Raw genomic sequence first — 13,416 nt, forward strand, 5'->3', positions numbered from 1 at the left:
CGATCGGCTAGTTCAGCACTGCCGAGATGAAGTCGCGTGTGCGGACCTGGGTGGGCCTGCCGAGGACCTGCTCGGGCGGCCCGCCCTCAACCACCTGCCCCTGGTCCATAAACAACACCCGGCTCGCAACTTCGCGCGCGAAGCCGAGCTCGTGCGTCACGACGATCATGGTCATTCCGGTCCGCGCGAGGTCGCGCATGACGGAGAGCACCTCGCCGACCAGTTCGGGATCGAGCGCGGAGGTCGGCTCGTCGAACAACATCAGCGCCGGCTTCATCGCCAGAGCGCGCGCGATCGCGACGCGCTGCTGCTGGCCGCCCGACAGCTCGATCGGATAAGCACCGCATTTGTCGGCAAGTCCGACCCGGGCAAGCAGCTCGCGAGCCTCGAACTCGGCCTGCTCGCGCTCCAGCTTGAGGACCTGGACCGGTCCTTCCACGACGTTTTCCAGCGCCGTCTTGTGCGGAAACAGGTTGAAGCGTTGAAACACCATGCCGGTGGCGAGCCGTTGTCGCGCGATCTCGCGTTCGGAGAGCTCGAATAGCTTACGGCCCGCGCGTCGGTAGCCGACCAGTTCACCGTCGACCCACAAGGCTCCGCCATCAATCGCCTCGAGCTGGTTGATGCAGCGCAGGAACGTGCTCTTTCCCGAGCCGGACGGACCGATGATGCACAGCACCTCGCCGCGACCGATCTCGAGATCAATGCCCTTGAGTGCTTCGAACGCACCGAAAGACTTGCGCAGGCCGACGGATTTCACGATCGGATTCACGGCTATTTCCCAGTTCGTGTGTTTGCGCCGGATGTACCTGCGCCGCGCGCGAAATGCCGCTCGACCCGTCCCTGAAGGACGGAGAGCACCGTGACGACGACCACGTACCAGATGCCCGCGACGATCAGCAGCTCGATGACCCGGTTGTTCGCGTAGTAGATGTTTTCCGCGCTATAGACGATTTCCGGAAACTGGATCACGCTCGCGAGCGACGTCAGCTTGACCATGCCGATGAGCTCGTTTCCGATCGGGGGCACGATCACGCGCATTGCCTGAGGCAGGATGATCCGGCGCAGCGCTTGCAGACGCGGCATGCCGATCGCCTTGGCGGCCTCGTATTGCCCCTGGTCGACGGACAACAGGCCGGCGCGCACGACCTCCGACGTATAGGCGCCCTGATTGATGCCCAACCCCAGCAGTCCAGCGAGGAAAGGCGTCATCACCTCCACGGTCGGCACTTCGACAAGTCCGGGAATGCCGAGATTCGGGAACACCAGCGCAAGGTTGAACCATAACAGCAGCTGCAACAGCACGGGCGTGCCGCGAAAGAACCAGACGTAGCCCGCCGCTGCCCAATTGATCACGGGATTGGCCGAAAGCCGCATGATGGCCACGGTGACCCCGATCGAGATCCCGAGCAGCATGGCCAATGCGGTCATCAGCACGGTATTGCCGAGGCCGACGACGATGCTGCGCACGGTGAGGTATTGCCCGACGAACGCCCATTCGATCCGGCCATGGGCGAACGCCATCACCACCCAGAACGCGAGCGCCACGATCAACGCACCGCTGACATAGCGGCCCACGTGCTTCCGCTTCACATGCTCGAATTGGGAGATGTCTTCCGAGAGGTCATCTGCCCCGCTCATGACGGAACGTTCGGTCAATACGCTTTCCATGCAGCTGTCTTCGTTGTCCTGCGACGCACGCTTTCCCCGGCAATGGTTGAGCGCCGCAAGAGTTTGTGGCTTGCCATTGGTAAATCGATTTACTAGCCTAAGACTACAAAGACCGGGAAGAATGTCAATGCACCCTATGACGAAAGATGACCTGCTCGCCGCGATCGAACGCGATCGCTGCTCCCACATCGCCTTCCTCCAGGCGTTTATCCGCGAGCCGTCGCCCAATCCGCCGGGCGATACGCGACGGGCCGCGGAAATCGTGACGCGCTATCTCGCGAGCCGTGGCATCGAGGCGTCGATCGTGGGTCCGCGCGAGGACCTGCCCAATGTGGTCGCCGAATTCGAGGGAGGGCGCAGCGGGCGGCGGCTGGTGATGAACGGCCATATCGACGTGTTTCCGGTGGGTGACGGCAAGGGCTGGTCGCGCGATCCATGGTCGGGCGCACTGGAGGACGGCTGCGTGCATGGCCGCGGCGCCTGCGACATGAAGGCAGGTACCGCCGCGTCGGTGATCGCTTTCAGCTACCTTCACGCCTGTCGCGCCGCATTGACGGGCAGCCTCGGTCTGACCGCGGTGTCCGACGAGGAGACTGGCGGACGCTGGGGGAGCCGCTGGCTGCTCGAAAACGATACGCGCTGGCATGGCGACTGCATGATCAACGCTGAGCCCAGCGGTCTGCAGACCATCCGTTTCGCCGAAAAAGGCACGTTGCGGCTGACCTTCACGGTGCGAACCGCGGGTGCGCATGGCGCACATCTGCACAAATCCGAGAGCGCGACGCGCATCGCCGCGAGCCTGATCAACCGGCTTGAACAGGTTGAGGCGATCGTCCCCGACCTGCCACCCTCGTTACGGGCCTATCTCGCGTTACCCGACGTGCGCGCGGCGGCCGATCGCGCAATGGGTCCCGGCGCCGCCGACATCCTGGCCCAACCGACGCTGAATATCGGCACGATCAAGGGCGGCCTGAAGGTCAACATGATTCCCGCCTCATGCGTGTTCGAGGCGGATATTCGATTGCCGATCGGCCTGGACGCTACCCGGGTCATGCAGACCGTCCATACCATTCTCACCGACTATCCGCAGGCGAACGTCGCCGTTCAGGAAGCTGCCAGCAACCCTTCCAACTCGTGCGCACACGACCATCCGATGGTTGGCATTCTCGCACGCAATGCCGAGGCCATATCAGGCGTGCGCCCGGTCGCGGTTCCCTCGCTCGGCGCCACCGACTGCAAGTTCTGGCGCTATCACAAGGTGCCTGCCTATATTTACGGTCCAGCGCCAACGCGCATGGCCGCGGCCGACGAATGCGTGTCGATCGAGGAGTTCATGACAATTATCAAGACCCATGCGCTGTCGGCGTGGGACTACCTGACCGAAAGCGAATAGCTCGTCCATCCCCGCCCGAGAGAAACTGCACCGCTCCGGCTGCTGCGCTCCGATCGATGCTATAGGATGCGGCAAACCGGACTGACGCCTGTCGTCCGACTCGAGATAATCCAGGGGCGAGCTTGGTGGCTGGCAAGAGAGTGACGATAGCCGACGTCGCGAAGGCGACGGGCGTTTCGCCCGGCGCAATCTCGCGCATCCTGAACAACGACCCGACGCTTAACGTTAGGGAAGAGACCAAGGAGACGGTCCGCCGCGCGATTGCGGAACTGGGTTACACCCCCAATCCACAGGCGCGGGGCCTACGGCTTGCACGCTCGGGCAGCCTTGCGATGATCGTGCCTGAGATCAACAGCCCGGCATTTGTCGCGATCATTCAGGGCGCACAGCGTGCAGCCTACGAACTCGGATATTCGATGCTGATCGGCGGCATCGGCGAGGAAGGTGAAGATCCGAACCTGGCTGCGCGCATTCTCTCCAGCAACAGGGTCGACGGATTTCTCGTCTCCACAGGCAAGCAGGAGGCGCGGCAATTGGCCGCCGTGCAGCAGCTCCAGGCGCCTGCCGTGCTGGTGAATCGTCACCTGAACGATCGGTTTCCACATGTCGTACTGGATGACGAAGCGGGCGTGGCGCTCGCGATACGTCACCTGGCAGGCCTCGGCCACGAGCGGATCGGGTTTCTCGGGAGCACACGTCGCTTTCTGGGCACGCGACGCCTCGCCGGGTTCAAGGACACGCTCGTCCAATGCGGCCTGCGCTTCGACAAGCGGTTCGTGGTCAATTGCGGCTATGACCGCGAGGGTGGCGAAGCGGGCGCGCGGACCGTGCTCGCTCTGCCGGACCGTCCGACTGCGATCTTTGCCACCAATCATCTGGTCGCCGCGGGCGCGTTGCGCGCGGCGCAAGAGCTCGGATTGGAGGTTCCGGACGATTTGTCCGTCGTGAGCTTCTACGACGGGCCGGTTGCGGATCTGCTGACGCCGGCCGTGACGGCGGTCGCCTATCCGCTCGACCGGCTTGGCTATGAGGCAGTGCGGATGCTGGTTCGCCTGATCACAGGTGAAGCACTGGCCGCGGCCGGCATCGTCATTCAACCGACCGGGCTCGTCATCAGGCAGTCGACCGGCGCCAAATCAGGATGACGCGCAAGGTGCCGGCCTCGATCCGAACGAGGCCGGGCTACATCACCACCGGCGTATCCGGCAGCTCGTTGCTGTGCGGCCCCTGCGGCGGAAAATGCTGCGCCAGCTCGCGCGACACCGCCTCGATGCCGGCGATCACGCCACGCTCGAACTGTCCCGAGCCGAACTGGGCCTCCATCCGGCGGCAGATCCGCTCCCAACGCGCGGCACCAACCTTCGCATCGATGCCGCGATCGGCGACGATCTCCACGTCGCGATCGGCGAGCAGGAGGTAGATCAGGACGCCGTTGTTGTGCGCGGTGTCCCAGATACGCAGGTGCGAGAACACGTCGAGCGCGCGCTCGCGGGCCGGCTGGTTGCGGAACAGCGGCCTGCCGTCGAGCGCGCCTTCGACCACGAAGCGGACCTGGCCGGAATGGCTGATCTCACCCTGCCTGATCGCCTGCTCGATACGGGCGAGCACGGCTTGCGGAAAGATCTGCTTCGCCCGCCAATGATGCTGCATCAGATGTCTGGCAATGCGCTTGATGCTCATGACCGCTACCAGCTCCCCGAAGCGCCGCCGCCGCCAAAACTGCCACCGCCGCCACTGAAGCTGCCGCTGTCGCTGCTGCTCGATCCGCTACTCCAGCCACCTCCCGACGAGCCGCTCGACCAAGACCCGCCGCGCGACGACCCCGTGCTCGGCGCCATTGCCGAAAACAGATCGGCAATGAAGCCGATGATGAAGCCGACGACGCCGAGGGCCATGGCGAGCGCGAAAGAGCCGAGAATGAGCCAGCTCAGCGCCGCGATGATGCCGCCGGTCGCCAGTGATCCGACCAGCCGCCCCAGCATGGCCCGGAAGAACCCGCCGACCCCGATCGATGCGAACAGCGTCACGATGAAGAGCGGCGCGAGATCGTCCAGATTGCCAAAGTTGACGGTGGGCGAGGGAATCGGCAGTGGCTCGCCGTCGATGACGCGGATCATGCGATCGACACCGTCCGAGATGCCGCCGCTGAAATCACCGCTTCTGAATTTCGGTGTGATGATCTCGTCGATGATCCGACGCGAGGTGACGTCGGTGAGCGCACCCTCGAGGCCGTAGCCGACCTCGATGCGGAGATGCCGGTCGTTCTTGGCGACGATGAGGATCGCGCCATCGTCCACCTTCTTGCGGCCGATCTTCCAGGCGTCCGCAACGCGGATCGAGAACTGCTCGATCGTCTCCGGCTGTGTCGTCGGCACGATCAGGACGGCGACCTGGCTGCCCTTGCGCGTCTCGAAATCACGCAGCTTTTGCGACAGCGCGGCGATGTCGCTGCTGGAGAGCGTGCCGGTCTGGTCGACCACGCGGCCGGTGAGTTGGGGGACGGCGACGTCGGCCGAGGCGGGGACGACGACGGCGAGGAAGAGCGCGAATACGGCTATCATTCGCCACATGCTCGCTGTCATCGCCCGGCTTGACCGGGCGATCCAGTATTCCAGAGACGCCGGCGGACTACGGAGAAGCCGCGGCGTACCGGATTCCCCGCTTTCGCGGGGAATGACAGCGGTGGGTGGGGCGAAGCGCATTCGCAAAACAGCGCGCGATTACTTCGACGGCGCGGGCGCCGGGTTGAAATCGACCTTGGGCGCGGTCGAGATCTCCTTCTCGTTCTCGACCGCGAAATTCGGCTTCTCCTTGTAGCCGAACATCATCGCCGTGAGGTTGCTCGGGAAAGAGCGGATGGTGACGTTGTAGTCCTGCACCGCCTTGATGTAGCGGTTGCGCGCCACCGTGATGCGGTTCTCGGTGCCTTCGAGCTGCGACATCAGATCCTTGAACAGCGCGTCGGACTTGAGCTGCGGATAGTTTTCCGTGACCACAAGGAGCCGCGACAGCGCGCTGGAGAGCTCGCCCTGCGCGGCCTGGAATTTCTGGAAGGCGGCGGGATCGTTCAGCACCTCAGGCGTCGCCTGGATGCTGCCGACCTTGGCGCGGGCGTTGGTGACGCCGAGCAGCACGTCCTTCTCCTGCTGCGCAAAGCCCTTCACCGAGTTGACGAGATTAGGCACGAGATCGGCGCGGCGCTGATACTGGTTCACGACCTCGGACCAGTTGCCCTTGATCTGCTCGTCCTCGCTCTGGATCGCGTTGTAGCCGCAATTGGTCAGGCTGAGCGACGCCAGCGCCGCCAGCACGGTGAGGATCTTGCGCATCAAATTTCTCCCGGTGAAATCTGACGCAACCTACCAGATTGAGCGCGAAAAGCAGCCGATTTACGCAAGCCTCTTGCCTATCGCTGGCCGACATAGTCAACTTGACGAAACAACAAGGCAGACTGGAAACGCCAGGGGGGAACGCGATGTCCTCGTTCGAGACCATCCTCGTGGAGAGGCCGGAGCCGACGATCACCCGGATCGTGATGAACCGACCCGAGGCGCGCAACGCACAGAACCTGCAGATGACCTACGACCTCAACGCCGCCTTCGACGCGGCAGTGCAGGACGATGCGGTCAAGGTGATCATCCTCGCCGGCAACGGGCCGCACTTCTCCTCCGGCCACGACCTGCGCCCCGGGGGCAAGAATGCCGCAGGCGTCGATTTTCCGCCGGTTGGAAATTGGGGCGGCTTTGCCGAACCCAATGCCCATGGCCGCTTTGCCCGCGAGCAGGAAATCTATCTCCAGATCACCCGGCGCTGGCGCAACCTCGCCAAGCCGACCATTGCCGAGGTGCACGGCAAATGCATCGCCGGCGGCCTGATGCTGGCCTGGGCCTGCGACCTCATCGTCGCCAGCGACGATGCGCAATTCTGCGATCCCGTCGTCACCATGGGTGTCTGCGGCGTCGAATGGTTCGTGCATCCCTGGGAGCTCGGCCCACGCAAGGCCAAGGAACTCCTGTTCACGGCCGACAGCTGGAGCGCGCAGGAGGCGCATCAGCTCGGCATGGTAAATCGGGTCGTACCGCGCGCGGAACTGCCGGCGTCGGTCATGGAGCTGGCGCGCCGGATCGCTGCAAAGCCATCGTTTGCGCTGAAGCTGACCAAGGAGGCCGTCAACCGCTCGGTCGACGTGATGGGCCAGCCCGCCGCGATCGACCAGGCCTTTGCGCTGCATCAGCTCTGTCACGCCCATAACCTTCAGGAGTTCGGCATGGTGGTCGATCCATCCGGACTGCATCCCTCCGTGCGCAAGCCGCCGGCGGCCGCGGAGTAGAACCATGGACCTCAACCTCAGTGACGAGCAGCGGCTGCTGCGCGAAAGCGCGGAACGCTTCGTGACCGAAAGCTACGATGCCGATCATCGCCGCAAGATGGCGAACGATCCGCTCGGATACAGCCCGGCGGTGTGGAAGCAGTTCGCCGAGCTCGGCTGGCTGGCGCTGCCGATCCCGGAAGAGTTTGACGGGCTCGGCGGCGGCGCGGTGGAGATCGGCATCTTGATGGAAGCGTTTGGCCGCGGGCTGGTGTCCGAGCCCTACATCGCGACGGTCGTGCTGGGAGCTGCGCTGATCGAGAAATGCGGCAGCACAGCGCAGAAGCAGGCAAGACTGCCGAAAGTCGCGGATGGATCACTGAAGCTCGCCTTTGCGCATTCCGAGCGCGCGGCGCGGTTCGATCTCGCCAAGGTCGCGACCACCGCGCACAAGACGGCACAAGGCTGGCGCCTGACAGGCAGCAAGATCGCCGTGCTCGACGGTCACGCCGCCGACGAGATCATCGTCTCCGCGCATGTCCATGATCATCAGGGACCGTCGGGACGGATCGGCTTGTTCCAGGTCGCAGCGAGGACGCCGAGCGTTGCCGTCAGCGATTATGAGCGCCTCGGCGGCGGACGGGCCTGCAACATCGAGCTGTCAGGCGTCGAGCTGCCGGGGGACGCGCTGCTCGGCGACGGACACGACACAATGCCCGCGATCGAATGGGCCGTCGATCGCGCCATGGCGGCGCTGGGCGCGGAAGCTGTCGGCATCATGCAGACGCTGCTCGACACCACGCTCGAATACACCAAAATTCGAAAACAGTTCGGCCGGCCGCTCTCGGCCAATCAGGTGATCCGCCACCGCCTCGCCGACATGGCGATGCAGGTCGACGAGTCACGCTCGATGGCACTGCGCGCGGCGCTGAAGGCAGACAGCCCGTCGGTCGAGCGGGCGCGGGCGGCGTCTGGCGCCAAAGCAAGAATCGGCAAATCCGCGCGCTTCGTCGGCGAGCAGTCGATTCAGCTCCACGGCGGCATGGGCGTCACCGAGGAGCTCGAGGTCGGTGCCTACTTCAAGCGCCTTGTCGCATTCGACACGCTGTTCGGCGGCAGCGCGCACCACTATGCCCGCCACGCCCGGCTTGGCCGCACCTCCGTGCCGGCCTGACACAAGGAGCGCATCATGGATTTGTCGTTCAGTGCCGAGGAGCGCGCCTTCCAGGACGAGGTGCGCGGCTTCATTGCCAAGAACCTCACCGAGGAGATGAAGCGCGCGACCGCGCTGACGCCGTCGGTGTTCTCCGATCCTGATATCGGCATGGCCTGGCAGCGCGCGCTGCACAGCCGCGGCTGGGGCGCGCCGGGTTGGCCGGTCGATCATGGCGGCCCGGACTGGACGCCGGCGCAGCGCTGGATCTTCGAGACCGAAAGCGCGCGGGCCGGCGTGCCCAATGTCAACGTGATGGGCGTGAAGATGGTCGGGCCCGTCATCATCGGCTTCGGCAGCCCGGAGCAAAAGAACTTCTACTTGCCGCGCATTCTCTCGGGCGAGGATTACTGGTGCCAGGGCTATTCCGAGCCCGGCTCCGGCTCCGACCTTTCCTCGCTGAAGACGCGCGCGGTGCGCGATGGCGACGACTACATCATCAACGGCACGAAAATCTGGACCACGCATGCGCACCACGCCAACCGCATGTTCGCTCTGGTGCGCACCAGCGACGGGCCGCGGCAGCAGGACGGCATCAGCTTCATCCTGATCGACATGACAACGCCGGGCATCACGACACGGCCCATTCTCACCATCGGCGGCGACCACGAGGTCAACCAGGTGTTCTTCGACGACGTGCGCGTGCCCGTCGCCAACCGCGTCGGCGAGGAAGGCAAGGGCTGGACCTACGGCAAATATCTGCTCGAGTTCGAGCGCGGCTCCGGCATTGCGTCAGCAAAGCTGCGCGAGGGGTTGAAGGCGATCGCGGAGCTGGCCGAGTCCGACCTGACGGGCCGCGCGATCGAGAGCCCCGATATCGCAACGCGCATCTCCGAGGTCGAAATCGACATCGATGCGCTGGAGATGACGGAGCTGCGCGTGCTCTCGGCGCTGCAGACCGGGCAAAATCCCGGCGCGGTGTCGTCGATCCTGAAGCTGCGCAACAGCGAGATCCGCCAGGCCGTGACGCGGCTCGGCGTCGACGTGATCGGCCACGACGCGCTTGCGGTCGAGCCGATGCGCCCGCTCTACAAGCTCAACCACGAGCCGGCACTGCCCGAGGACATGCTGACGGTGGTGCCGGAATATCTCAACGGCCGGGCCTATACGATCTTCGGCGGCACCTCGGAGATCCAGCGCGATATCATTGCGAAGATGATGCTGGGGATTTGAAAGGCAAGATGGCGCTACACACTCGCTGTCGTCCCGGACAAGCGAAGCGCAGATCCGGGACCCATAACCACTGGGAGAGGTTATGGCGCGAGCAGGTCACCGCGAGTCTTCGCCAAACTCCGCCCTGCGGTTATGGATCCCGGGTTCGCGCTTTGCGCGCCCCGGGACGACAGCGGAGAAGATGGCAACAGCCGCGCGCGCTTACTCCGCCACCTTCGCATCCCTGATCGCCTTCCAGATCTTCTGCGGCGTCAGGGGCGTGTTGAGCTGGGTGATGCCGAGCTCGGCGAGCGCGTCCATGACGCCGTTGGTGACGCAGGGCGGGCCGCCGATGGCGCCGGATTCGCCGCAGCCCTTGGCGCCGAGCGGGTTGGTGCGGCAGGGTGCGGAATCATCGAGCGTCACCACGATCGGCGGCACGTCGTCGGCGCGCGGGATGCAGTAATCCTGGTAGCTCGCGGTGAGGAGCTGACCGTCAGCATCGTAGGACACGCCTTCATACAGCGCCTGGCCGATGCCCTGCGCGACGCCGCCATGGATCTGCCCCGTCACCAGCATCGGGTTCACGGCGACACCGACGTCGTCGACGGTGGTGTAGCGCACGACCTTGGAGACGCCGGTCTCCGGATCGATCTCGACCTCGCAGATATGCGTGCCGTTCGGCCAGCTCGGACCGTCGACCTCGCCTTCCGAATCGACGCTGAGCTTGGCGCCGCCTTCCTTCTCGGCGAGATCGAACAGGCTGATGCGGCGGTCGGTGCCGACCACGGTGAGCATGCCGCCCTGATATTCGATGTCCTCGACTGAGGTCTCCAGCACGTTCGCCGCCTTCTCGCGCGCCTTCTGGATCAGATCGCTGGAGGAGACCGCGACCGCGGTGCCGCCGACGAACAGCGAGCGCGAGCCGACGCTGCCAAAGCCCATGGCGAGATCGGTGTCGCCCTGGACCACGTCGATCTTGTCCATGGCAATGCCGAGCGTGTCGGAGATCATCTGGGTGTAGGTGGTCTGTAAGCCCTGCCCCATCGCCATGGTGCCGGAATGCAGGACGACGCGGCCCTGCGAGGTCGCGTGCAGGCTGACCTTCTCGGTGTGGGCGCGGCCGCCGGTCCATTCGATGTAGGAGGTGAGCCCGCGGCCGTAGAGCAGGCCCTTCTTCTTCGCCGCCTTCTTGCGCGCGGCAAAGCCGTCCCAATCAGCCAGCTTCACGGCGCGGTCGAGCATGTGCGCGAAGGCGCCGGAGTCGTAAACCTGCCCCGCAGCGTTGGTGTAGGGCAGCTGCGCCGGCTTGATGTAGTTGGCCTTGCGGATCGCGCGCGGATCCATGCCGATCTTTCGCGCGGCAGCGTCGAACAGGCGCTCGACGATGAACACCGCTTCGGGCCGGCCCGCGCCGCGATAGGCGCCGACAGGTGCGGTATTGGTCATCACCGACTGCACCTCGAAATGCACCAGCGGCAGATCGTAGACGCCGGTCTGCACGAACGGCCCGAGCACCAGCGGAATGATGTTGGCCGCACCCGAGGAATAGGCGCCGGTGCAGCCGATCGACTTGACGCGATAGGCCAGCACCTTGCCCTTCTCGTCGAGCGCGAAGGACGCGGTGGAGGTGAGATCGCGGCCGTGGGTGCCGCCGACGAATTCGTCGGTGCGATCGCCGCGCCAGCGGATCTTCTTGCTCAGCTTGGTCGCGGCATAGGCGACGATGCCGTCTTCGGGATAGAGGTTGGTCTTCTGACCGAAGCCGCCGCCGATATCGCCAACCAGCACGCGCACGCTGTCCTTGGGGCGCTTCAGCACGGCTTCCGCCAGCACGTCGCGGGTCGAGGCGGGCGTCTGCGACTGCACATGCAACAGCAGACGGCCTGTCTTCTTGTCGATCTCGGCAATGGTCGAGCGCGGCTCCATCGCCGAGGGCACGAGGCGCTGGCTGACGATGTCGAGCTCGACCGTATGCGCGGCCCTGGCAAACGCCTCGTCGGCCTTGGCGGCATCGCCATAGCTCATCGCGCCAACGATGTTGTCGGGCGCCTCGGGCCAGACCACGGGCGCGCCGGGCTTCACGGCCTCGACGGGGTCGACCACCGCGGGCAGCACCTCGTATTCGACCACGATGGCCTCGGCCGCGCTCTGCGCATCGGCACGCGAGGCAGCCACCACAGCGGCGACGGCCTCACCGGCGTAGCGCACGATCTCGTGGGCGAGCAGGCGGCGCGGCGGCACCGTCATCGGCTTGCCGTCGGGGCGCTTGAAGATGCTCAAGGTCGGGATAGTGCCGATATCGTCCTTGACGAGGTCCGCACCGGTGTAGATCGCGGTGACGCCGGGCATCTCAGCCGCGGCACTGGTGTCGATCGAGACGATCTTCGCGTGGGCATGCGGCGAACGCAGCACATGCAACCACAGCGCGCCCTCCTCCGGCTTGTCGTCGATGAATTGCCCCTTCCCGGTGAGCAGCCGCTGGTCTTCCAAACGCTTGACGGGCTGGCCCGCTCCGAAACGCAAATTGCCGGGAAGAATATTCATTCCGTGGGGTCCCTTAAGTCTTAAACTTCGGGCAGCCTTTTAGCGGAACGATCAGAGGCATACCAGCCGCGGTTTTGGGCGGGATATCCGCCATTTCGTCATGCCGTCACGCAAATCCGTGATTCCGTAGGGTGGGCAAAGGCGCCCTTGCGCCGTGCCCACGATTGCCCAACGGACGCGATCAGGAAGGTGGGCTCGCTACGCTTTGCCCGCCCTACGGCACTGTTTATGCCGAGGATGATGGCTCGCTAATCAAGCTCCCTCAGCGCCGCTTCCACGACCTTGCGCGCATCGGCCGTCAGCGGGGCCTGCGGCGGGACCGGGTCGCCGACGTCGTAGCCCTGGATCGCCAGCCCCGCCTTGATGCAGGCGGCAAGATTGAAGCGGGCGAAGGCCTCGTTGATGCGCCACAGCCTGCGCTGGAGCGCCATGGCCTCGTCCCAGCGGCCGGCCTTGCAGAGGTCGTAGAGCGCGACGCTTTGGCGCGGGATGATGCAGGCCGGGCCGGCCATCCAGCCGAGGCCGCCGATCAGCATCACCGCGGCCGGGATATGGGCGGAGGCCGAGAACACGCGCAGGGAATCGCCGCAGCGGTTCATGATCGAGAGCAGCCGGCCGGTGTTGGTCGAGGCGTCCTTGATGTAGCCGATGCGCGGATGCTCGGCGAGGCGCGCGATGACATCGAGGGTGAGGTCGGAGCGCTGGAATTGCGGATTGGTGTAGATGACGACGGGAATGTCCACCGCGTCCGCGATGCTGCGGAAGTAGGATTCGACCTGGGCGTCAGTGAGCGGGAAATAGGCCTCCAGGATCGCCAGAATGCCGTTGGCGCCAAGCTTCTGATACGCCTTTGCTTGCGCCACCGCGTCCGCCATCGAGGTCGAGGCGACGCCGGCCACGACGGGCACGCGGCCCCTCGCGGCCTCGATCGTGGTCTGCACGACCGCCATGCGCTGCGCGGCATTGAGGTAGGCGAACTCGCCGGTCGAGCCCAGCGGCGTCAGCCCGTGCACGCCTGCGCCGATCAAATCGTCGCAGAGCTTGCCGAGGACTTCGGTGCGCACCGTGCCATCGGCATCGACGGGCGAAACGAGGTAGGGAAAGACGCCGTGAAAATCGGGCATGTCAGGT

12 protein-coding genes are annotated in these 13,416 nt (G+C 65.0%); 5 read left to right on the forward strand and 7 right to left on the reverse strand.

Features of this window, described 5'->3' with window-relative positions; genetic code table 11:
• Window positions 1-7: 7 nt before the first annotated feature.
• Together NLM15_RS38145 and NLM15_RS38150 are read right to left on the reverse strand one after the other, a co-directional pair.
• Window positions 8-772, reverse strand: a complete 765-nt coding sequence (locus NLM15_RS38145) for an amino acid ABC transporter ATP-binding protein (RefSeq protein ID WP_309144957.1) — start codon at window positions 770-772, stop codon at window positions 8-10.
• Between the two features lie 2 nt (window positions 773-774).
• The gene (locus tag NLM15_RS38150) at window positions 775-1,671 is read right to left on the reverse strand and encodes an amino acid ABC transporter permease (RefSeq protein ID WP_375166914.1); all 897 of its coding nucleotides are present in this window, start codon (window positions 1,669-1,671) and stop codon (window positions 775-777) included.
• Between the two features lie 136 nt (window positions 1,672-1,807).
• Here NLM15_RS38150 and NLM15_RS38155 point away from each other — a divergent pair, with 136 nt between their 5' ends.
• Together NLM15_RS38155 and NLM15_RS38160 are read left to right on the forward strand one after the other, a co-directional pair.
• The gene (locus NLM15_RS38155; protein ID WP_254123117.1) at window positions 1,808-3,064 is read left to right on the forward strand and encodes an ArgE/DapE family deacylase; all 1,257 of its coding nucleotides are present in this window, start codon (window positions 1,808-1,810) and stop codon (window positions 3,062-3,064) included.
• 125 nt (window positions 3,065-3,189) lie between these two features.
• On the forward strand, window positions 3,190-4,209 hold the full coding sequence (locus NLM15_RS38160; RefSeq protein ID WP_254123118.1) for a substrate-binding domain-containing protein: 1,020 nt from the start codon (window positions 3,190-3,192) through the stop codon (window positions 4,207-4,209).
• A 37-nt stretch (window positions 4,210-4,246) separates the two neighbouring features.
• On the opposite strand, the gene NLM15_RS38165 is transcribed toward NLM15_RS38160, so the two are convergent.
• The 3 genes from NLM15_RS38165 to NLM15_RS38175 form a co-directional block, all read right to left on the reverse strand.
• Entirely contained in the window at window positions 4,247-4,744 is a 498-nt protein-coding gene (locus NLM15_RS38165; RefSeq protein ID WP_254123119.1) for a TPM domain-containing protein, read from the reverse strand.
• Window positions 4,745-4,749: 5 nt separating this feature from the next.
• Entirely contained in the window at window positions 4,750-5,634 is an 885-nt protein-coding gene (locus NLM15_RS38170) for a YgcG family protein (protein WP_254123120.1), read from the reverse strand.
• Between the two features lie 150 nt (window positions 5,635-5,784).
• The gene (locus NLM15_RS38175) at window positions 5,785-6,393 is read right to left on the reverse strand and encodes a LemA family protein (protein WP_063985447.1); all 609 of its coding nucleotides are present in this window, start codon (window positions 6,391-6,393) and stop codon (window positions 5,785-5,787) included.
• 146 nt (window positions 6,394-6,539) lie between these two features.
• Between NLM15_RS38175 and NLM15_RS38180 the strand changes: the two genes are divergently transcribed.
• Genes NLM15_RS38180 through NLM15_RS38190 form a run of 3 tightly spaced genes read left to right on the forward strand, consistent with a single transcriptional unit; the run spans window position 6,540 to window position 9,759 of the window.
• A complete protein-coding gene (locus NLM15_RS38180) occupies window positions 6,540-7,394 on the forward strand; it encodes an enoyl-CoA hydratase (protein ID WP_254123121.1) in 855 nt (284 codons plus the stop codon).
• A 4-nt stretch (window positions 7,395-7,398) separates the two neighbouring features.
• A complete protein-coding gene (locus NLM15_RS38185) occupies window positions 7,399-8,547 on the forward strand; it encodes an acyl-CoA dehydrogenase family protein (RefSeq protein WP_254123122.1) in 1,149 nt (382 codons plus the stop codon).
• A gap of 15 nt (window positions 8,548-8,562) precedes the next feature.
• The gene (locus tag NLM15_RS38190) at window positions 8,563-9,759 is read left to right on the forward strand and encodes an acyl-CoA dehydrogenase family protein (RefSeq protein WP_254123123.1); all 1,197 of its coding nucleotides are present in this window, start codon (window positions 8,563-8,565) and stop codon (window positions 9,757-9,759) included.
• Between the two features lie 201 nt (window positions 9,760-9,960).
• Here NLM15_RS38190 and NLM15_RS38195 read toward each other — a convergent pair whose 3' ends face one another.
• Together NLM15_RS38195 and NLM15_RS38200 are read right to left on the reverse strand one after the other, a co-directional pair.
• Window positions 9,961-12,285: a xanthine dehydrogenase family protein molybdopterin-binding subunit gene (locus tag NLM15_RS38195; RefSeq protein ID WP_254123124.1), complete on the reverse strand. Its 2,325-nt coding sequence runs from the start codon at window positions 12,283-12,285 to the stop codon at window positions 9,961-9,963.
• 248 nt (window positions 12,286-12,533) lie between these two features.
• Entirely contained in the window at window positions 12,534-13,409 is an 876-nt protein-coding gene (locus NLM15_RS38200) for a dihydrodipicolinate synthase family protein (protein ID WP_254123125.1), read from the reverse strand.
• Between the last annotated feature and the right edge of the window lie 7 nt (window positions 13,410-13,416).

The organism is Bradyrhizobium sp. CCGB20 (assembly GCF_024199855.1).
In the GTDB taxonomy this organism is placed as follows: domain Bacteria; phylum Pseudomonadota; class Alphaproteobacteria; order Rhizobiales; family Xanthobacteraceae; genus Bradyrhizobium.

Excerpts from the sequence above, each read along its gene's own strand:
- NLM15_RS38155 (WP_254123117.1), top strand. The coding sequence starts at position 1,808 with ATGACGAAAGATGACCTGCTCGCCGCGATCGAACGCGATCGCTGCTCC.
- NLM15_RS38185 (WP_254123122.1), top strand. The coding sequence starts at position 7,399 with ATGGACCTCAACCTCAGTGACGAGCAGCGGCTGCTGCGCGAAAGCGCG.
- NLM15_RS38195 (WP_254123124.1), bottom strand. The coding sequence starts at position 12,285 with ATGAATATTCTTCCCGGCAATTTGCGTTTCGGAGCGGGCCAGCCCGTC.
- NLM15_RS38190 (WP_254123123.1), top strand. The coding sequence starts at position 8,563 with ATGGATTTGTCGTTCAGTGCCGAGGAGCGCGCCTTCCAGGACGAGGTG.
- NLM15_RS38150 (WP_375166914.1), bottom strand. The coding sequence starts at position 1,671 with ATGGAAAGCGTATTGACCGAACGTTCCGTCATGAGCGGGGCAGATGAC.
- NLM15_RS38165 (WP_254123119.1), bottom strand. The coding sequence starts at position 4,744 with ATGAGCATCAAGCGCATTGCCAGACATCTGATGCAGCATCATTGGCGG.
- NLM15_RS38170 (WP_254123120.1), bottom strand. The coding sequence starts at position 5,634 with ATGTGGCGAATGATAGCCGTATTCGCGCTCTTCCTCGCCGTCGTCGTC.
- NLM15_RS38200 (WP_254123125.1), bottom strand. The coding sequence starts at position 13,409 with ATGCCCGATTTTCACGGCGTCTTTCCCTACCTCGTTTCGCCCGTCGAT.
- NLM15_RS38175 (WP_063985447.1), bottom strand. The coding sequence starts at position 6,393 with ATGCGCAAGATCCTCACCGTGCTGGCGGCGCTGGCGTCGCTCAGCCTG.
- NLM15_RS38180 (WP_254123121.1), top strand. The coding sequence starts at position 6,540 with ATGTCCTCGTTCGAGACCATCCTCGTGGAGAGGCCGGAGCCGACGATC.